This is a genomic window from Streptomyces sp. NBC_01476, from assembly GCF_036227265.1.
Lineage (GTDB): Bacteria > Actinomycetota > Actinomycetes > Streptomycetales > Streptomycetaceae > Actinacidiphila.
Map to the genome: position 1 here is coordinate 7215759 of NZ_CP109446.1, position 16811 is coordinate 7232569.

Here is a 16811-nt window from a genome sequence, read left to right on the forward strand (position 1 = left end):
AGAGCGCTCTCCCGAGGGGGCGGAAGGAACCCGCCCGGGAGAGCGCGCCGCCCGGTTCAGTGGATCAGCTGGTAGTTGCTGTCGAGCACCGCGCCCTTGCCCGGCTGCGACTGGTCGTAGCCGTGGTCGTCGCACTGGAGGCCGCCGTTGACGCAGTGGGTGACCATCGCGGCCTGGGTAGCGTTGTCCCAGTCGGCGAAGAAGTCGTAGTGGAAGGAGAAGCCGGCGCCGCTGGACAAGTGCACCTGCGACATGTCGCCGTTGACCGGCCACGCCATCTTGAACTCGATCATCGGCAGGGCCACGGGGTGGTCGGCCGGGCAGACGTTCTGATTCGCCCCGCTCGCCACCGGATAGGCCATGTGGCTCTTGTGATCCGGCGTGTCGAGGTGGATACCGTCCCAGCAACTCGGAGCCTGGAGGCGGAGGTTGAGCTGCGTGTCAGGGGTGTTCGGGCAACTCGCGGGGAAGTCGAAGTTCTTGTAACTGGTGCCGCACTCCCACCCCTCGACGGTGCCCTTGAGGTTCTTGAACTCGTCCTCGCTCTGCATGGGGTTGCCGACCACGAAGCGCAGGCCCTTGGGGAAGGGGCGCACGCTGGTGTAGTCGTTGACGCCCGACTTGTAGTAGATCGTCTGCGGGCCGACGGGCAGGATCTTCTGCGTACCGTTGTACAGACTCGGCATCCAGTACGCGGACTTGTCGCCGGGGGCCAGGCACGCGGTGCCGCTCGCCGCTTCCAGGGAGGCGGTGGTGGAGTTCGCGTTGGTGCTGACATTGCCCATGAAGGTGTGGTCGTGCGAGGCGCCGGGCTGGCCCGCGAAGACGATCGGGTCGTCCGGCGCGGTGTGGTCGGGCGCGCACTTGGCCTGGAACTCGTGGAAGTACGCGTGCGGCGGGTCGTAGGTGGACGGGGTGACGCCGGTGACCGGCGGGTTGGCGTAGATATAGCCGTCCCCGTCGGGGTCGTCGCCGGACGCGTGCGGGGCCGCGGCGGCCATGGACATCGACGACATCGACGTGTCCTGCCCGTGCGAGGCGGGGTGGGCCGCTGTCCGGCCGGCGGTCGATGCCGCCGTGTCCGAACCCGGCGTGCTCGCCGAGGCGTTGGCGGTCAGCAGCGCGCCACCCCCACCGGTGACGAGCGCCAGGGCGACGAGCAGCCCGGGGATCTTTCCCCGTTTGTGTGCCATGGGACCTCCTTCTGCGAAGCGTGCGTGGGGGGAGAGGGGGAAGGGTCGGGTGTGACAGGGAGAGGGTGAGAGGCTGGAGGGGCTGGGAGAGCGCTCTCCCAGGCGCATATTGCGCCCGTGTGACGGGAGTGTCAACGGTTGCGGGTGCGGCGGACCACGATCATCGCGGTGAGCGGGGGCGCGGCGGCGCTGCGAGCTGGGGTGCGATGCGGGGCATGGGGATTTGGTGAAGAAACACCGGGGGTGGGTGGGCGGCCCGGTTGGTCCGGTGGCCCGGTGGTTGGTGGTGGTGGTGGCGGTCGGCGGCCCGGTGGCCCGGTGGCCCGGCGGTTGGTGGTGGCGGTCGGTGGTCGGTGGTGGGCGGCTGGCGGAGGCGGGCCCGGAACGGAGCGGGAACGCCCGCGTCTCCCTTCGGCGGCGTCCCGTCGGACGCGGAACGGGACCCTGATGCACGAATACGCCTGCCGGCGCGGGTTCTTGGGGTCGCGCCGACCCCGGCGTAAGTCCTCTGACTACGCCGGCTCCCGCGTGAGACCTCCGACTACGCCGCTTGCGCGGGGGTGAACACCCGGAGGTAGGTGTTGAGCAGTGCCCGCTCGCCGTCCGGCTCGGCCGGCCCGCACTTGGCGGCCTGCAGGAGTGTCCGGTAGGCGCGGGGTCCCGGCCCAGGACGTCGGCCCGGGGCCCGCCCGCGGGACCGTCTTCCCGGTGCGGCATCTCCCGGTCCCCGGCGCGGGGCGGGGACCGAAGAGCGCCGCGGTGTGATCGTGTTCCTGTCCGCTCCGCAAAGCCGGCCGGCTCCGGCGCCGGCCTCCCGACAACCGGGTCGCCGACCCGCAGTCCGTACCGCAGAGACCGAGAAGAAAGCAGGCTCTCATGTCCATCTTCGTGTTCGCCGTCACCTTCGACGCCCGTGACGCCAAAGCGGCCGCCACTTTCTGGGCCGAGGCCCTCGGCCGGACCGTCGACGAGGGCGCGGACGAGACCGCGGCCTTTGTCGCCTCCGACCCGGCCGTCCCAGGGTCCCGCATCGGCTTCCGCCAGGTTCCCGAGGACAAGACGGTCAAGAACCGCGTGCACTTCGACCTGGCCACGGGGGACTTCGACGTCGAGCTGGCCCGGCTGACCGCCCTGGGCGCCACCAAGCTCAACGAGGTGAACGCCGGTATCCGCTACGCCACCCTCGCCGACCCCGAGGGCAACGAGTTCGACCTGATCGCCCGCTGAACACCACCGCACCACCCGCTCCCACAGCCGGCCGACCCGAACGGCCGGCTGTGGCACTCACCCCGCCGGGCAGCGGACCGGCACGGGCGCCCGGTTGAACCGCCTGCCCACGTCACGTAAGCCCGCACCCGGGATGCCGACTCCGGCAGCGGCACACCCGTACGCCTGGTGGACGTCAGGCCATCCACTCCTTGAGCTTGCGCGCGAGCCCCGCTGGGTCGTTGCCGGCCGGGGCCACCTGGATATTGGTCACTCCGGACTCGCGGAACGCGTCGATCCGCTCCCTGACGTACGACGCCGGGCCGACGGGGTTCACCTGCTCCAGTAGCTGGGCGGGACGTTCACCGCCGAACGGACGGCTGAGGGTCCGTTCGCCCGAACCGGTTCCGCCAGCGTCGCCGTACCGGCCGGGCCGGCGGGCGGCAGGCCAGTAGCGGCCTTGAGGCGAGTGCCGCCCGGCTCCGGGACGCCAGTGTTTCCTGCAGGGCGTGAGCGAGCTCGGTGAGGACGCCCTTGCGCAGCGGACAGGCACGGGGGCTGTCGACCGGTCCGTGACCGCTGAGCCTCGCCAGGTTCGCTGACCGACTCGCCCCGTGACCGTCGCCCATCAGGGCATCAGCGGCGACCGCCTCCGCAACAGCGGCTTCGGGGCATCGATTCCGGCCCGATTCGACTGTGACGTGCTTGCGTCGCCGGCGCGACACACCTCATCCTCTTTGCAGGAGCCAACGACATCGCTGTCCGGTGCCGCTGAACCTTGACTGTTTGTCACCGAAGGTGGACCGGCGTGGATCCACATGGTTTCCCCGCACTTCTCCTGGGGTTGGGCGCCCTGACTCCGCCGGGGTTGTGGCGTGCGCGGTGGCGCGGCCTGACCCATCGGTGACGGAGTGATCATGAGGGGGGACCGTGGACCGGACTGCGGCGGCGATGGCTGGCGATGGGAGTGGGTTGCCGACCCAGTGGCGGGCCGGCAAGGGAATGCTTGTGAGCATCGGGCTGCTGAATCTCTTCCTCGTGGGCTGTCTCACCGTCGCGGTCGTCAGCGATCCCTCGTGGTGGCGCGACCCGCTCTACGCCCTTGCCTTCCTGCCTTGGGGAGCGGCCAATGTCCGTAGCCTCCGTTGGCGGATCACGGCCGTCCCGCAGGGCCTGCGCGTCCGGCTTTGGGGCAGAACCGGAACCCTCCCATGGGAATCTCTGCACAGCGTAGTAGCTGAGAGGGGCGGCAGCTTGGTCATCATCGGGAGCCAAACAGAGGTGATGATCACCATCCGTTTCGCAGGGCCCTTTGCCTCGGAACGGATCGCCGCGGAAATCGACGCCATGATCGCGGATCCGACATTGCGACCGCACGTCTGACAAGGCCGGCATCGACGGTCGCCGGTCGGTATTCCGGGTGCGGGCCACGAGCAGTGGCTGGACGAATCCTGTCTCCTGCGACATCCGCCAGCCGGGGTCGACCAACCCGGCTTCGGCTGCGAGGTCGACCAGCCGGCCCTGGCAGAGTGCCCAGTAGGTGGTCCGGCGGACCTGGACGCGCCATTTTCCGACTGTCGGGAGGAGCTGGAAGCGCTCCAACCCGCGTAGCCCTCCGCGCGCCGCCGCCTCCCGGAATATGACGGTGCGTCAATTTGCCTGTCCCATTGGGCATTTGGAGGTCAACGGTCGACCAGATCGTCGACCGCCTCGGTCCCGCGCTCGCCCCGCGGCCCTGCGTGGACGGCACCCTGGTGCCCACCTATGACCACGTCACCGTTGAGCGGGCCGGCACCTGCGATCATGCGCACGTGAGGTATGACCTTATGGTGTGGGACGGCAAGAGGCCGAGCGACGACGCCGAAGCCGGCGTGGTCTATGACGAGCTTTACGAGCGTTACGTCGATTCCGAGGAACCCGTGGTCGAGCTCACCCCCGGCATCGCGGCGTACGTCGACGCACTTGTCGAGCGGTATCCGGACGACGTGCACGGCAGCCCATGGGCCTCGCCGCCGGTCATCAATGAGGCCTCGGGCCCGGTCGTCTATCTGCTCATGTCCTACGGCAGGGCGGAGGAGGTCTCCGAGTACGCGGCTTCCCTCGCTCGTGATCGCGGGCTCGTCTGCTACGACCCGCAAGGAGAGACCCTGCGCGCCTGAACCGGTTGCTGAGCAGGCCGACCGCCGCTGCCTGAGTTGGTTGACGCACCGTCAGACGGTGTTGCGCTGCCTGTACGCGCGCTCGTACCGCCGTACGGCGGCCCCCCTCAACCCGTCGCCGCCGTCCGGTAGGGGCGGAAGAAGGCGCGCAGTTCCTCCGCGTAGAGTTCGGGCTCCTCGAACGGGGCGAAGTGGCCGCCGCGCGCGGGTTCGGTCAGGCGTACGACGTTCGCCGACCGTTCGAGCCAGGCCCGTGGCGGGCGGACGACATCGCCGCGGAAGAGCGAGAACCCGGACGGCACTTCGACCCGGCGGGCGAGTTGGTGGGGCGGGATCGCGGCGTTCGCGTGGTACATGCGCATCGACGAGCCGATCGTCCCGGTGAGCCAGGAGATCGTGACGTTCGTGAGGATCTCGTCCTTTGTGAAGCTCCGTTCGAGGTCGCCGTCGCAGTCGCTCCATGCCCGGAGCTTCTCGACGATCCACGCGGCGAGCCCGGCCGGCGAATCGGTGAGCCCGACCGCGGCGGTCTGGGGCTTCGTACGGTGCATGGCACCGTAGGCGCCCTCGCTCGCGCCCCAGGCCGCGACGTCGTCGAACCAGGCGAGTTCCTCGGGGGTGAGATCGGCCGGGTCACCGGTGAAGACGGGCAGGCCCGCGTCCATGCGGTGGACGGCCACCACCCGGTCGGGGTGGTCGAGCGCGAGGTAACGGCTCACGTGGCTGCCGATGTCCCCGCCCGCCGCGCCGAACCGCGGGTAGCCGAGGACGCCCATGAGTTCGGCCCACAGGCCGGCGACGGCGACGGAGTCGAGCGGTGGGCCGGCGGGCCGGTCGGAGTACCCGTAGCCCGGCACGTCGGGCACGACCACGTCGAACGCGTCGGCCGGGTCGGCGCCGTGCGCGCCGGGATCGGTGAGGAGCGGGACCACCTTGGAGTAGCGCCAGAACGAGTCGGGCCAGCCGTGCGTGAGGACCAGCGGCAGGACCGGACCGGTGGGCGCGACGGCCCGGGCGTGCACGTAGTGGATCCCCAGGCCGCCGAGCCGGACGCGGAAGCGGGGCAGCTGGGCGAGCGCTGCCTCCTGCGCCGGCCAGTCGAACCCGTCCGCCCAGTAGGCGACCAGCTCACGAAGGTAGGTGACGTCGGTCCCGAGCGACCACCCGGCCTCCTCGGGCGCGTCCGGCCAGCGGGTCGCGCGCAGCCGCGCCCGCAGGTCATCGAGCGCGGCGGGCTCGGTCCGTGCGGTGAACGGTTCCAGGCGGGGCGGTACGTCCGGCATGGCACGCATGCTAAGCCGCCCGACCCGACCGCGGCTCGGTATCCGCCCGCCCGGCGGACGTGGCGCGGCGGACGTGGCGCGGCGGACGTGGCCCGGCGGATGGCAGCCCGGCGGCTCGTCCCGAAGCAGCTACGACGCCTACGCCACCTCGAAGCAGTGCAACCTGGCCACCGTGCTGGAGTTCGCCCGTGAGATCCCGAGGCTCCGCTTCAACGCGGTCGAACCCGGCTTCAACCCGGGCGCCGGCCTCGGCCGCGACGCGAACGCCGCCGCCCGTTTCCTGGGGAAGTACGTTGCCTCGCCGCTGGCGCCCTTCATCAAGTACTGGAGCACCCCGAAGCGTGCTGCCCGGGTGATCACCGAGATCTTCACCGACTCCTCGGATGTGACGGGGGAGTACTTCGACGAGAACGGCAAGCCGATGGCCGGCTCCGCCCAGGTGCGCGACCCTGCCTTCGCCGGCCGGATCGTCGCCGAGACCCGGGCCCTGCTCGCCACTGCCCCGCCGGCCGCGGCGCCCGCCGATCGCTAGGCCGCAGAGAACGCACACCCCCGAAGGACAGGGAGGCGGCGGCTCCCGCCTCGCCCCCCGTGAACCCCGGTGGCGAACCGGCCGGACCGGTGTGCCCGGACCGGTGTGCCCGGACCGACGTGCCCGGTGGGACAAATCGGTGTATTGAAGAACTATGCTCCCGACGCGTCGGCACGGTGCGGGCTGGTCCTGGCGGTCGAACCGGGTCCTGGTGCTGGTACCTCTTACGCTCATCGTGATGATCACGATCGCCGACGTGCTCTCACCCCAGGACATCCACCTCGGGCCGCTGCTCGTGGTGGCCCCGGCACTCACCGCGTCCTTCGGAGGGCCCCGGCTCACCGCGGTGGTCTCGGGCGTGGCGGTCCTGGCGCTGGTGACGATCTCCGTCGTGCGCAACAGCGTCTTCAACGCCAACCACGAGACCCAGATCGCGGGCTTGGTGATCATCTCCGTCTTCATCGTGGTCTTCTCCTGGCTGCGCGAGCGGCAGATGGCCGAGCTGCGGCAGGTGCGGTCGGTGGCCGAGGCGGCGCAGCAGGTCGTACTCCAGCCGCTGCCGGAGCGCATGGGTCCGCTGCGGGTCGCCGTCGCCTACCAGGCGGCCGCGGACCACGCGCGGATCGGCGGCGATCTCTACGCGGCCGTCCGCACCCGCAACGGGACCCGGCTGCTCATCGGGGACGTCCGCGGCAAAGGGCTGATGGCCGTGGACGACGCGGGCCTGCTGCTGAGCGCCTTCCGCAGCGCCGCTCACCGTGAACTGACCCTGGCGGCGCTGCAGGACGACCTGGAGGCGACGGTCTGCTGGAGCCTGGAACAGCCCGCCAGGGTCGGGGCCGACGCGGACGAGTCGTTCATCACCACGGTGCTGGTCGACATCCCCGACGGTGAACCGGTGGTGCACGTCGTCAACAGCGGGCACCCGCCGCCGCTGCGCCTGCACGCCGGCCGCGTGACGCTGCTCTCGCCCCACCACTACTCGCCGCCCATGGGCCTGTGCCTGCCGCACGAAGGAGAAATGGGCCCGGACACGTTCCGTTTCGAGCCGGGCGACATGCTCCTGCTCCATACCGACGGCGCCACCGAGGCCCGCGACGCGGCCGGCGGCTTCTACCCCTTCACCGCGCGGGTCGCCGCCTTCGCGGACGGAGCCGCGCCCGATCGGCTCGTGGCGCGTCTGCGCGAGGACCTGCTCGCCCATACCGGCGGCGCCCTGGGGGACGACGCGGCCCTGGTCGCCGTGGAGCGCGAGCCGGCCGCCGGACCGGGGGCCGCACCGGGCAGGACCCGGTCCGTCCAGCAGGGGGCAACAGGGTGCGGGTCATGAACTGCGTCACAGTGCGGTGAGCCGGACGGTGTGCGCGGTCGGGGGCGTCGTGCCGGCAACGGCCCACCCCTGTCGGCCGATACGGGACTGCCGTGCCGGGCCGCCGGGGAGACCGTTTCTCCGGGGGTGTTCCGGGGCGACTTAGGTGACCCTTCCCTGCCGTCCTGAATGCCTGGTACAGATGGTGGAGTACCCCCCGTACGTCGGAAGTCTCGCCATGAACCAGGACAACGCCAGCGACCTCACTCCCTTCACGATCGACCTGACCTTCGAGGAAGGCAGGCGACGGGCCGAGGTGGTAGCCGCGCTCGGGCCCGACTGGGACCCGGTGGCCGCCCTCCGGGGCGAGGACGAGGCTTATGCCCTCCTCTACTCCGGCCTGGACGCCGAGCAGCAGCGCGTTTACGACATGCTGGTCGCGGCCGGTGTCCTGCCGGGGGAGGAGCCGGGCCGTGCGGCTGCCCATTGACCCGCAGGCGGACTTCTCCCGCCGCGCCTGGGTGGCCTGCCCCGTCTGTGACGACGCCCGCCACTGCGCGACCTGCGCCGACCGCCGCAACTGCGGCGAGCACTGGCGCTATCTGCTCTCCAACGCGGGGCCGGTCGTCCACCTTCAGTGCCCGCGATGCACGCACCTGTGGTCGCTCGACACCCGTCCCGAGGCCGGCCGCCCCGACGGCAGCACCCCCTGCGCCTGACCCACCGCGCCGCGGGCGGGCCGTACACAGATCTGTTTCCGCTGGGCGCGCCTTCGGGCTACCGTGGTCCGCATGCCGACCTACGCAGCACCTCAGGACAAGGTCCGCGACCGGGTGCTCGACGCCGCGTGCGAGCTCTTCGCGGCCAGAGGAATCAACACGACAGGCGTGGACCTGATCGCGGAAGTGGCGGGGGTCTCGAAGCGCAGCCTGTACCAGCGCTTCGCCAGCAAGGACGACCTCATCGCCGCGTACCTGCCGGTGGCCACGGACAGGTTCCTGAACGACCTGATCCCGCCCGCGGACGCCGGTCTTTCGCCGGTGGAGAGCATCCTGCGGGTGTTCACCGCGTCACAGCGCGCGTCGCTGGACCCCGGGTTCGGGGGCTGCCCGGTGCTCAACGCGAGCGCCGAGATCCGTGACGCGACGCACCCGCTGCGTTCCGCCGCGGTCGCCTACAAGGACCGCTTGCAGGAGTGGTTCGCCGCCCACGCCGAAGCCGCCGGTGCCACCGACCCCGTACTGCTCGCCGAACAGCTGGCCATCCTCTTCGACGGCGCGATGTCGTACACGTCCGTACGTGCCCGGCCCATCCCGGACAGTGTGTACGTGACGGCGCGCGCACTGCTGACCGCCCAGGGGCTTCCGCTCCCCGCAGAACAGCCCGCGCCGGCCGCTTCCTGAGACACACCCGGGTCCAGGCGCGTGGCGGGCCGAACCCCCGCCGGGCGCTCACCGGGGCTGGTCGTGTCCGGCGAACATGCTGATCAGGCCGTAGGGCGCGCTGTCGCCGAAGCACAGATCGTGGATCTGGGCGGCTTCGGCGGCGGCCGCGGCGCTGCGCGGGAACAGGGCCTGCTCGTACGCGGTGAGCGCGGCTTCGACGTCCTCGGGGTGCGCGGCGATGGCCGTGCCGAGTGCGGCGCCGTCGAACATGGCCAGGTTGGCGCCTTCGCCGGACGGGGGCATGAGGTGGGCGGCGTCACCGAGCAGGGTCACCCCCGGTACGCGGTCCCACCTGTGCTCGGCCGGCAGCGTGTTGAGGGTGCGCAGGACCGGTGCGGTCTCGCCCTCGGTGATCAGCGCGGTGAGCTCCGGCGCCCAGCCGTCGAACTCCGCCGCGATCCGCGCGGTGGCCGCGGCCGGATCGGTGAAATCGATTGCGGCGAACCACTCCCGCGGCTTGGTGAGCGCCACATAGGTGTGGAGGATCCCGCCGTTCTCCCGGTGGGCCATGATGCCCTTCCCCGGCGCGAGCGCGGAGAGCCCGCCGCCGCCCACCGCCTTCGCGCACGCCGGGTGCCGGGTGTCACCGTCGAACAGGTAGGTCTCGACGAACGACGTGCCGACGTACGCGGGTGTGGCGTCGGAGAGCGCCGGCCGGACCCGTGACCAGGCGCCGTCCGCGCCGACCAGCAGGCTCGTGACGACAGTGGTGCCGTCGGCGAAGGCCACCTCGTGGCGGCTGTCGCCGAGGGCACGGACACCGCTGACCCGGTGGCCCCACCGGACGGTGCCGGCGGGCAGGGAGTCGAGCAGGATCTGCCGCAGCTCCCCGCGCAGCACCTCGGGGCGCCCACCGGTGCCGTCGTCGGCTTCGTCCAGCAGGACGGTTCCGTGCGGGTCGAGGATCCGTGACGCCTGGTGGCCCTCCAGGACGAGGCCGCGGAACGCGTCCGTCAGGCCGGCCGCCCGGAGTGCGGGCTGCCCGTTGTGCTCGTGGATGTCCAGCATGCCGCCCTGCGTGCGGGCGCTCGGCGACGGCTCCGCCTCGTAGACGGTCGCCGGGATGCCGTGGACGTGCAGGACGCGGGCGAGGGTCAGCCCTCCGAGTCCGGCGCCGATGATCGTGACGTCAGTGGTCATGGGTGGTTCCTTCCGGGGCGCGCCTGCCGGGCTGACACGCGGCAGGAATTCTCTGGAACGACGTTCCACACCCCAGCCTGGAACGCCGTTCCAGAGTTGTCAAGCTGGAACGGGGTTCCAGGGCTGTGCCAGGATGTCCGCATGGCAACCAGGACGCGTCGTCCGGAGCGACGCGGGGAACCGCTCTCCCGGGAGCGCATCGTCGAGGCCGCGATCGCGCTCCTCGACACCGCGGGCGAGGGCGGACTCACCTTCCGGGCGCTTGCCGAGCGCCTCGCCACCGGCCCCGGCGCGATCTACTGGCATGTCACGGGCAAGGACGAACTCCTCAGCGCCGCCACCGACGCCTGTCTCGCCGGCACCATGACCGCCGCCACCGCCGGTACGACGCCGCAGGAAGCGATCCGCGTCCTCGCACTCGGTGTGTTCGACGCGATCGACGCCCACCCGTGGATCGGCACGCAACTCGCCGGCGCCCCGTCGACGTCACCGATGCTGCGGGTCTTCGAGCTCCTCGGACGCCAGGTCCAAGCACTCGGAGTGCCGCACGCCGCCCAGTTCACCGCCACGTCCGCGCTGCTGAACTACATCCTCGGAGTGGGCGGACAGAACGCGGCCAACGCCCGCGGGCACCACCCGGACACGGACCGCACCGCGTTCCTGAACGCCGCCGCTGCCGCGTGGGCGAACCTCGACCCCGACGACTACCCGTTCACCCGGAACGTCGCAGGGCAACTGCGCGATCACGACGACCGGGCGGAGTTCCTGGCCGGCATCGACCTCGTCCTCACCGGAATCATCGCCCGGCACTCGTCGCAGGCCGACTGACCCGGCGCGGTGGCCGCACGGCCCGGGGACCCTGCGGCGCCGCCCCGAAAAGGGCTGGAGCGACGGTGACCGGGCTGGTAGCTTGCGGTCGATCGTGACGCCGCCCGAGGAGGTGAGACCCATGAACGCTGTACGACATGGGTGCTCCCCCTTCCCGTCACGGCCGGGCGATTGACGTAGGTGTCGCCGGGAGCGCCTCGACAACAAGGCACTCCCGAAAGGCAACACCTGTGCGCTCTCTGCGCTTCACCACCGAGTCGTCGTCGAACGGCGTGGCCGAACGCGACTTCACCGTGGGCGAGATCCCCGGCGTCCTCTGGTCACCGGCCTCCGGTGCCGATCACGCGCCCCTGGTGCTGATGGGCCACGGCGGCGGCACGCACAAGAAGGCACCGGCCATGGCGGGCCGGGCCCACCGCCTCGTGACCGGCTGCGGCTTCCACGTCGCCGTCATCGACGCCCCCGGTCACGGCGACCGGCCCCGCTCGGCGCACGACGAGCGGGAGATCGCCGCGCTGTACCGGGCGAGGTCGGCGGGCGAGCCGGAAGGCCCGGTCGTGGTCCGCTACAACGCGCACCTGGCGGAACTGGCCGTGCCCGAATGGCGGGCGACCCTGGACGCCCTCCAGGAAGTGCCCGAGATCGGCGCCGACGGGCCGGTCGGCTACTTCGGTATCAACATGGGAACCGCGATCGGAGTGCCGCTGGTGGCGGTCGAACCCAGGATCACGGCCGCGGTCTTCGGTCAGCACTGGCCCGATGCCCTGGCCGGGAAGGCGCAGCAGATCACCATCCCGATCGAGTTCGACCTGCAGTGGGACGACGAGCACATCCCGCGCGCGGCCGGTCTCGCGCTCTTCGACGCCTTCGCCTCGAAGGAGAAGACGCTGCACGCCAACGCGGGCAGGCACAAGGAGCTGCCCCGGTTCGAGGCCGACAGCGCGGTCCGGTTCTTCGCCCGGCACTTCGGCCGGACGGTCGCCTCGGCGGTCTGAGGTACGCGGTGACGGCGTCCGGCTTCCCGGCCGGGCGCCGTCACCGCGGCGGGGCCGGCCGTCGCCGGCGGTGGGACAGGCCGTTGGCGGCGGTGGGGCCGTGGCTGTCGTGCCGGCAGGAAATGCGGTGGACGGTGATCGCCGCAACGGGACACTGGTCCGATGACCGAATCGGATGCGAAGGCGGATCTCCGTCTCTACTTGCAAGATGCCCGTGACGCGCTGGTGTGGAAGCTGGAAGGTCTGCCGGAGTACGACATCCGCCGGCCGGTGACCGCGACGGGCACCAACCTGCTGGGGCTGGTCAAGCATCTGACCGGCGCCGAAGCGGCGTATTTCGGCGAGACGTTCGGGCGGCCGGTCGAGGCGCCGCCGCTGTGGATCGCGGGAGCCGCCGAACCGAACACCGACCTGTGGGCGACCGCCGGCGAGACGCGTGAGCGGATCGTCGGCGACTACCGTCGGGTGTGTGCCCACGCGGATGTGACGATCGCGTCGCTTCCCCTCGACGCCGTCGGCCGGGTGCCGTGGGGTCAGCGGTCCGAACTGTCACTCCACCGGATCCTCGTCCACATGATCGCCGAGACCCAGCGGCACGCCGGGCACGCCGACATCGTCCGTGAACTCATCGATGGGGCCACGGGACAGCGGCCCGGCCACGACAATGTGGCGCCCGGCGACCCGGCCTGGTGGGAGGAGTACCGCAGCCGAGTGGAGCAGGCGGCCAAAGAGGCGGAGCCGGCGCCGTGAGGTTGTGACGTGACGCGCTCCCAAGCCGCGTATACGGCGCAATAGCACGACATAGGGTGCATGATTCTTCTGCGTGCAGCTTCCCAGCCCCTCAGGAGCCGGGCCGGTGGTGCGCCGCGCGGCGTTCCACCGGCCGGTTGGCCGGAGCGCGGTGACTGTCGGTCACACCGCCTGCCGCGGGCAGCCCGTGGCAGGCGCGGGCCGACCGGGTGCGTCCACTCGACGGCATGACACGGAAACAAGGACCTTCATGCACCTCATCACCTACCTGGACTTTCTGCGGACCGCGGAAGAGACCCTCGGGCGCAGCTACCGGCTGGTCTCCGACGGTCACGCGGCCGACGCCGACGTGCGCTGGACCACTGCTCGCTTCTGCGGTCAGTGCGCCGAGCACGCCGGGGCGCTGGCACCCCTGCGGGAGCGGTCCGAGGCTCCACGCGAACCCGTACCGGAACGCCCGCACGCCCAGGGGCTGACCGCGGCGCGGACCGGCCCGGCCGGGTTGCTGCGTGACCTGCAGGACCTCTACCAGCTGGCGACCCTCGTCGACATCACCTGGGAGCTCATCGGCCAGGCCGGACACGCCGTACGGGACCGCGGTCTGCTCCGGGTCGTCGACGACTGCGCGTCCGAGACCCGTGCCCAACTCGCCTGGCTGCGCATGCGCATGAAATCCGTCGCCCCGCGGACGCTGGTCGTGGCCGGGTAAGGCGTCCGGGGCCGTACGCAGAAGCCGTACGCAGAGGCCGTACGCAGAGGCCGTACACACAACCGGGCCGCCGCCTCCACCGTGATGGTGAGGCCGCGGCCCGGTTCCTGACGCGAGTGCCGTCCTGCGTGCGCTACTTACCGATGCGCGGGAGGTCGTTGAGCCGTCCGGGCAGTGCGGTGCCGGTCTGCTGGGCCCGCATGAGCGCGACCACCGCGCCCACGCCGCTGAGGATCAGACTGACCCAGAAGCTGAAGCCGTGGCCGCCGGCCGGGCCGAAGTCGGAGTGGGCGAAGATCGCGATGAGGTAGAGCACGAAGCCGACGGCGAAAGCCAGGAAGGTCAGCACCCGGGCCGGCGCGGGCAGGGTGACCGTGGGAGCGAAGAGGCTGATGGCGAGCACGACAGCGCCGACCACCGTGACGGCCATCGCGAACCAGGCGATGAAGAGCCCGTGATCGAAATGCCAGGCGCTCCAGCTCACGCTGCCCAGGCTGATGCCGTATCCGCGGCCGAAATCCCAGGAGTAGTAGCTGAAGAACGAGAAGATGAACACGATGAACCCGATACCGAGAATGGTCCAGTCGAGGCGGTCGACCGATGCCGGGTCGAAGGAACTCCTCGACGTGCCATTGGCGTTGGGCAGTGGAGCCGGCTGGTCGGGCGGCGGCGGCACATCGTGCGTCATGGTGTCTTGTCTCCCCTGTTGGCGGCGCTCGACGAACATTTTGGGCTGAGAGTAGCGGCACGCGGCCTTGCACCGTGAGTAGTTGGACCGACATGAATCGCATGGGTTCAATGGGCCCTGTCGGGACACCTGGATACGCCAGGGAAACGAGTCGACTTCGGTTGCTCCGCCCGGCCCTTTACGTCACATTTGCCGCTGCTTGAATCCGGTGCACGGCACTGTCCGCCCCCGTCGACCGGCTGCGGTGGGCCGCCGGCGAGCGGCCCCGAGGTCTCAGCGGACCGCGATCCGGGGGACGTACCAGAGGCAGAAGCCGGCCAGGGCCGCCGCGGCCGCCAGGCAGATGCCGGTCTCGATGAGCTGCATCAGGGGCAGTTGGCCGATGTGGAAGCTGCGGCTGTACTGGCCCACGATGCCGTTCGTCCGAAGACAGGTCGCCGAGTCCATCCGGGAGGGGCACGATGGGTAGGTGTCGGTGAGGCTGCCGTCCGCCCGGACGTACCCGCCGCCCAGATACCAGCTGTCCAGCGGTGCACGGCGGAAGTGAAGGCCGGCGCTCCGCTGGATGTGCGCGGTCAGGAGGTGCGGGCGCAGCAGGTCGAGCGCGAGCTGCAGGCCCTCGCTCGCGGCGGCGGCGACCGCCACGGCGGCCAGCGTGCGGCGCAGCAGCAGCCCGGTGGCCGCCCCCGTCAGGAGGGCGAGGAGCAGGTGGGCGACCCCGACAGGACCGGCGTACGAGGAGAACGGCCAGCCGTCCCAGAAGGCGGTGGTGCGCCACGCGTAGCCGTTCAGGCCGCCGGCGTGGTGCCCGCGCCAACTGGTGTACCACCACCAGGAGACCGGCACGGTGAACACAATGGCGGCGAAGGCCGTCACGGCCGTGGCGGTGGCGAGTTTGGCCGCCGCCCACTCGCGGCGGCCCACCGACTGGGTCCAGGCCAGCCGGCTGGTGCCGCTCTCCATGTCCTGCGCGAACAAGGGCGCGCCGACCAGGGCGCCGACCACGACCGGCAGGAGGCGCAGCACCGATGACGCCTGACGGAGGAGCAGGAGGGCGGTGCCCCACTCGTGCGAGGCCGAACTGATGCCGTTGGGGTCCTGGGGGCAGGCCTCGGGTATCCGGCGGCAGGTCCTGACCTGATCGTGGATACCGGCGACGAGCTGATGGTGCTCCCACACCGCCCACAGCGCGCCGAGGACAGCGAGGACGGCGACCGTCCGGTAGGCCGCGCGGTGCCGGCGCCAGGCCAGCCAGAGTGCGCCGGCCGGCCGGGGGAGCGGCAGGGGCAGCGTGAAGGGCAGCCAGGCGGGGCGGTGCCCGCTCGGGGTCCAGGCGACGTAGCGGCCGAGGGTGCTCATACGGCGGGCCTTCCGCCGCGGCCGGGCCGGCGCCATCGGCTGCCGCTTCCCGGGCCGGGGCGGTGGTTCCGGCGCCATCTGGGAGCCGAACCGCCGGCGGCAGGTCCGGCTGTCCCGGCTGTCCCTTCGGTGCCTTCGGTGCCGGTGCGCCCGGCGGGCCGCTCGCCGGAGAGGCCGCCGGGGAGGATGCCGGGGAGGATGCCGGGTGGTTCGTCGGGTGGTTCGTCGGGTGGTTCGTCGGCGGGCGCGAGGAGGGGCGGGGCGTGGGGGTTGCGCAGGTAGGCGAGGAGGACGTCCTCCAGCGTGGGCGGTTCGGCACTCTCGGCCCCGTCGAGGGACGTCGGCAGCTGGAGCAGCGCGGTGAGCTGACGGCCGGTGGTGCGGGCCTCGACCACTGTGTGGCCGCGCAGATCGGGTGGGAGCGCGGCGATGGGCGCGGGCCGCCCGGCGGCGGCTCGGCCGGGCAGATCGCGGGGTGCGTCGGCGAGGGTGCGGGTGACCCGGGTATGGGCGGCCTGGACGAACTCGACGTCGTCGGCCATCAGCATCCGGCCGTGCGCGAGCAGCAGCACGTAGTCGCAGACCAGGTCGAGTTCGGCCAGGACGTGCGAGGACATCACCACGGTGGTGCCGTGCTCGGCGGCCGTGGTCATCAGAGCGGCCATCATGGCGTGCCGCCGCAAGGGGTCCAGGTCGGCCGTCGGCTCGTCGAGCAGGAGCAGGTCGGGGCGCTTGCCGAGGACGAGGGCCAGGGCGAGACAGGTGCGCTGGCCACCCGAGAGGCGGCCGACCCGGGCGGTCAGCGGCACATCGGCGTCGGCCACCAGCGCTCGCGCGGTCGCCCGGTCCCACCGGGGGTTCAGTTCGCGCCCCAGCCGCAGCGTCTCGGCGACCGTGAACGCCGGATGCAGCGGACGGTTCTGGAGCAGTACGCCGACGCGGGGCAGAACCTCGCGCGAGCCCGGCCGCCGGCCGAGGACCCGCATGCCTCCCTCGGCGGGCGCGAGCAGCCCGGCGGCGATCGCGAGCAGCGAGCTCTTGCCGTCACCGTTCGGCCCGACCAGGCCGGCGATCCGGCCGAGCGGGACCCGGAAGTCGCAGTGGCGCAGCGCCCAGCCGGACCGGTCGCGTATGCCCAGGTGGCGGGCTTCCAGCGCGGCCGTCTCCGGGCCGCCGGGCACGGCGGCGAAGGCGGGGTGGTCGGTCATGGGGCCT

The 16811-nt window shown here is 71.6% G+C and carries 19 protein-coding genes and 1 pseudogene; 12 read left to right on the forward strand and 8 right to left on the reverse strand.

The features are described from left to right. Positions 1–56: 56 nt before the first annotated feature. Positions 57–1193 carry a DUF1996 domain-containing protein gene (locus OG552_RS31360; protein ID WP_443071086.1) on the reverse strand — a complete coding sequence of 379 codons (1137 nt, stop codon included), beginning with the start codon at positions 1191–1193 and terminating at the stop codon, positions 57–59. Between the two features lie 876 nt (positions 1194–2069). Between OG552_RS31360 and OG552_RS31365 the strand changes: the two genes are divergently transcribed. Then, positions 2070–2420: a VOC family protein gene (locus OG552_RS31365; protein WP_329138679.1), complete on the forward strand. Its 351-nt coding sequence runs from the start codon at positions 2070–2072 to the stop codon at positions 2418–2420. A 175-nt stretch (positions 2421–2595) separates the two neighbouring features. Here the strand turns inward: OG552_RS31365 and OG552_RS31370 are convergent, their stop codons facing one another. Next, positions 2596–2736, reverse strand: coding sequence for a hypothetical protein (locus tag OG552_RS31370; protein WP_329138681.1), 141 nt, complete (start codon positions 2734–2736; stop codon positions 2596–2598). A 671-nt stretch (positions 2737–3407) separates the two neighbouring features. Between OG552_RS31370 and OG552_RS31375 the strand changes: the two genes are divergently transcribed. Beyond that, on the forward strand, positions 3408–3782 hold the full coding sequence (locus tag OG552_RS31375; protein ID WP_329138683.1) for a PH domain-containing protein: 375 nt from the start codon (positions 3408–3410) through the stop codon (positions 3780–3782). A 299-nt stretch (positions 3783–4081) separates the two neighbouring features. Here OG552_RS31375 and OG552_RS31380 read toward each other — a convergent pair whose 3' ends face one another. Then, positions 4082–4210 carry a hypothetical protein gene (locus tag OG552_RS31380; protein WP_329138685.1) on the reverse strand — a complete coding sequence of 43 codons (129 nt, stop codon included), beginning with the start codon at positions 4208–4210 and terminating at the stop codon, positions 4082–4084. Here OG552_RS31380 and OG552_RS31385 point away from each other — a divergent pair, their 5' ends adjacent. Beyond that, entirely contained in the window at positions 4211–4558 is a 348-nt protein-coding gene (locus OG552_RS31385) for a hypothetical protein (RefSeq protein WP_329138687.1), read from the forward strand. It abuts the gene before it with no gap. A gap of 107 nt (positions 4559–4665) precedes the next feature. On the opposite strand, the gene OG552_RS31390 is transcribed toward OG552_RS31385, so the two are convergent. Continuing rightward, positions 4666–5841, reverse strand: coding sequence for an epoxide hydrolase family protein (locus OG552_RS31390; protein ID WP_329138689.1), 1176 nt, complete (start codon positions 5839–5841; stop codon positions 4666–4668). Here OG552_RS31390 and OG552_RS31395 point away from each other — a divergent pair. The 5 genes from OG552_RS31395 to OG552_RS31415 all read left to right on the forward strand — a co-directional run bounded on the left by OG552_RS31395 (position 5840) and on the right by OG552_RS31415 (position 9085). Then, complete coding sequence (locus OG552_RS31395; protein WP_329138691.1) at positions 5840–6373, forward strand: hypothetical protein; 534 nt, start codon at positions 5840–5842, stop codon at positions 6371–6373. The genes OG552_RS31390 and OG552_RS31395 overlap by 2 nt on opposite strands. Positions 6374–6611: 238 nt before the next feature. Continuing rightward, positions 6612–7703 carry a PP2C family protein-serine/threonine phosphatase gene (locus OG552_RS31400; RefSeq protein WP_329138693.1) on the forward strand — a complete coding sequence of 364 codons (1092 nt, stop codon included), beginning with the start codon at positions 6612–6614 and terminating at the stop codon, positions 7701–7703. A 217-nt stretch (positions 7704–7920) separates the two neighbouring features. Further along, a complete protein-coding gene (locus OG552_RS31405; RefSeq protein ID WP_329138695.1) occupies positions 7921–8172 on the forward strand; it encodes a DUF6400 family protein in 252 nt (83 codons plus the stop codon). Continuing rightward, entirely contained in the window at positions 8156–8401 is a 246-nt protein-coding gene (locus tag OG552_RS31410; protein ID WP_329138697.1) for a hypothetical protein, read from the forward strand. The genes OG552_RS31405 and OG552_RS31410 overlap by 17 nt, the downstream gene beginning before the upstream one ends. A gap of 72 nt (positions 8402–8473) precedes the next feature. After that, positions 8474–9085, forward strand: a complete 612-nt coding sequence (locus tag OG552_RS31415; protein WP_329138699.1) for a TetR/AcrR family transcriptional regulator — start codon at positions 8474–8476, stop codon at positions 9083–9085. A gap of 48 nt (positions 9086–9133) precedes the next feature. Here the strand turns inward: OG552_RS31415 and OG552_RS31420 are convergent, their stop codons facing one another. Next, complete coding sequence (locus OG552_RS31420) at positions 9134–10267, reverse strand: FAD-dependent oxidoreductase (protein WP_329138701.1); 1134 nt, start codon at positions 10265–10267, stop codon at positions 9134–9136. A 141-nt stretch (positions 10268–10408) separates the two neighbouring features. On the opposite strand from OG552_RS31420, the gene OG552_RS31425 reads away from it, so the two are divergent. The 4 genes from OG552_RS31425 to OG552_RS31440 all read left to right on the forward strand — a co-directional run bounded on the left by OG552_RS31425 (position 10409) and on the right by OG552_RS31440 (position 13549). Continuing rightward, positions 10409–11095, forward strand: a complete 687-nt coding sequence (locus OG552_RS31425; protein WP_329138703.1) for a TetR/AcrR family transcriptional regulator — start codon at positions 10409–10411, stop codon at positions 11093–11095. Positions 11096–11325: 230 nt separating this feature from the next. Next, positions 11326–12090 (forward strand): alpha/beta hydrolase, encoded by a 765-nt coding sequence (locus tag OG552_RS31430; RefSeq protein ID WP_329138705.1) that lies wholly within the window; start codon positions 11326–11328, stop codon positions 12088–12090. A 162-nt stretch (positions 12091–12252) separates the two neighbouring features. Further along, a complete protein-coding gene (locus tag OG552_RS31435; RefSeq protein ID WP_329138707.1) occupies positions 12253–12840 on the forward strand; it encodes a DinB family protein in 588 nt (195 codons plus the stop codon). Positions 12841–13090: 250 nt separating this feature from the next. Continuing rightward, positions 13091–13549: a hypothetical protein gene (locus OG552_RS31440; protein ID WP_329138709.1), complete on the forward strand. Its 459-nt coding sequence runs from the start codon at positions 13091–13093 to the stop codon at positions 13547–13549. A 133-nt stretch (positions 13550–13682) separates the two neighbouring features. On the opposite strand, the gene OG552_RS31445 is transcribed toward OG552_RS31440, so the two are convergent. The 3 genes and pseudogenes from OG552_RS31445 to OG552_RS31455 form a co-directional block, all read right to left on the reverse strand. Continuing rightward, a complete protein-coding gene (locus OG552_RS31445) occupies positions 13683–14237 on the reverse strand; it encodes a hypothetical protein (protein WP_329138711.1) in 555 nt (184 codons plus the stop codon). 273 nt (positions 14238–14510) lie between these two features. Next, on the reverse strand, positions 14511–15596 hold the full coding sequence (locus OG552_RS31450; protein ID WP_329138712.1) for a cell wall protein: 1086 nt from the start codon (positions 15594–15596) through the stop codon (positions 14511–14513). A gap of 230 nt (positions 15597–15826) precedes the next feature. Then, a pseudogene (locus tag OG552_RS31455) lies at positions 15827–16804 on the reverse strand (ATP-binding cassette domain-containing protein); the annotation flags it as partial. Between the last annotated feature and the right edge of the window lie 7 nt (positions 16805–16811).

Excerpts from the sequence above, each read along its gene's own strand:
- OG552_RS31405 (WP_329138695.1), top strand. The coding sequence starts at position 7,921 with ATGAACCAGGACAACGCCAGCGACCTCACTCCCTTCACGATCGACCTG.
- OG552_RS31440 (WP_329138709.1), top strand. The coding sequence starts at position 13,091 with ATGCACCTCATCACCTACCTGGACTTTCTGCGGACCGCGGAAGAGACC.
- OG552_RS31435 (WP_329138707.1), top strand. The coding sequence starts at position 12,253 with ATGACCGAATCGGATGCGAAGGCGGATCTCCGTCTCTACTTGCAAGAT.
- OG552_RS31360 (WP_443071086.1), bottom strand. The coding sequence starts at position 1,193 with ATGGCACACAAACGGGGAAAGATCCCCGGGCTGCTCGTCGCCCTGGCG.
- OG552_RS31400 (WP_329138693.1), top strand. The coding sequence starts at position 6,612 with ATGATCACGATCGCCGACGTGCTCTCACCCCAGGACATCCACCTCGGG.
- OG552_RS31450 (WP_329138712.1), bottom strand. The coding sequence starts at position 15,596 with ATGAGCACCCTCGGCCGCTACGTCGCCTGGACCCCGAGCGGGCACCGC.
- OG552_RS31390 (WP_329138689.1), bottom strand. The coding sequence starts at position 5,841 with ATGCCGGACGTACCGCCCCGCCTGGAACCGTTCACCGCACGGACCGAG.
- OG552_RS31415 (WP_329138699.1), top strand. The coding sequence starts at position 8,474 with ATGCCGACCTACGCAGCACCTCAGGACAAGGTCCGCGACCGGGTGCTC.
- OG552_RS31445 (WP_329138711.1), bottom strand. The coding sequence starts at position 14,237 with ATGACGCACGATGTGCCGCCGCCGCCCGACCAGCCGGCTCCACTGCCC.
- OG552_RS31425 (WP_329138703.1), top strand. The coding sequence starts at position 10,409 with ATGGCAACCAGGACGCGTCGTCCGGAGCGACGCGGGGAACCGCTCTCC.
- OG552_RS31395 (WP_329138691.1), top strand. The coding sequence starts at position 5,840 with ATGGCACGCATGCTAAGCCGCCCGACCCGACCGCGGCTCGGTATCCGC.
- OG552_RS31420 (WP_329138701.1), bottom strand. The coding sequence starts at position 10,267 with ATGACCACTGACGTCACGATCATCGGCGCCGGACTCGGAGGGCTGACC.
- OG552_RS31365 (WP_329138679.1), top strand. The coding sequence starts at position 2,070 with ATGTCCATCTTCGTGTTCGCCGTCACCTTCGACGCCCGTGACGCCAAA.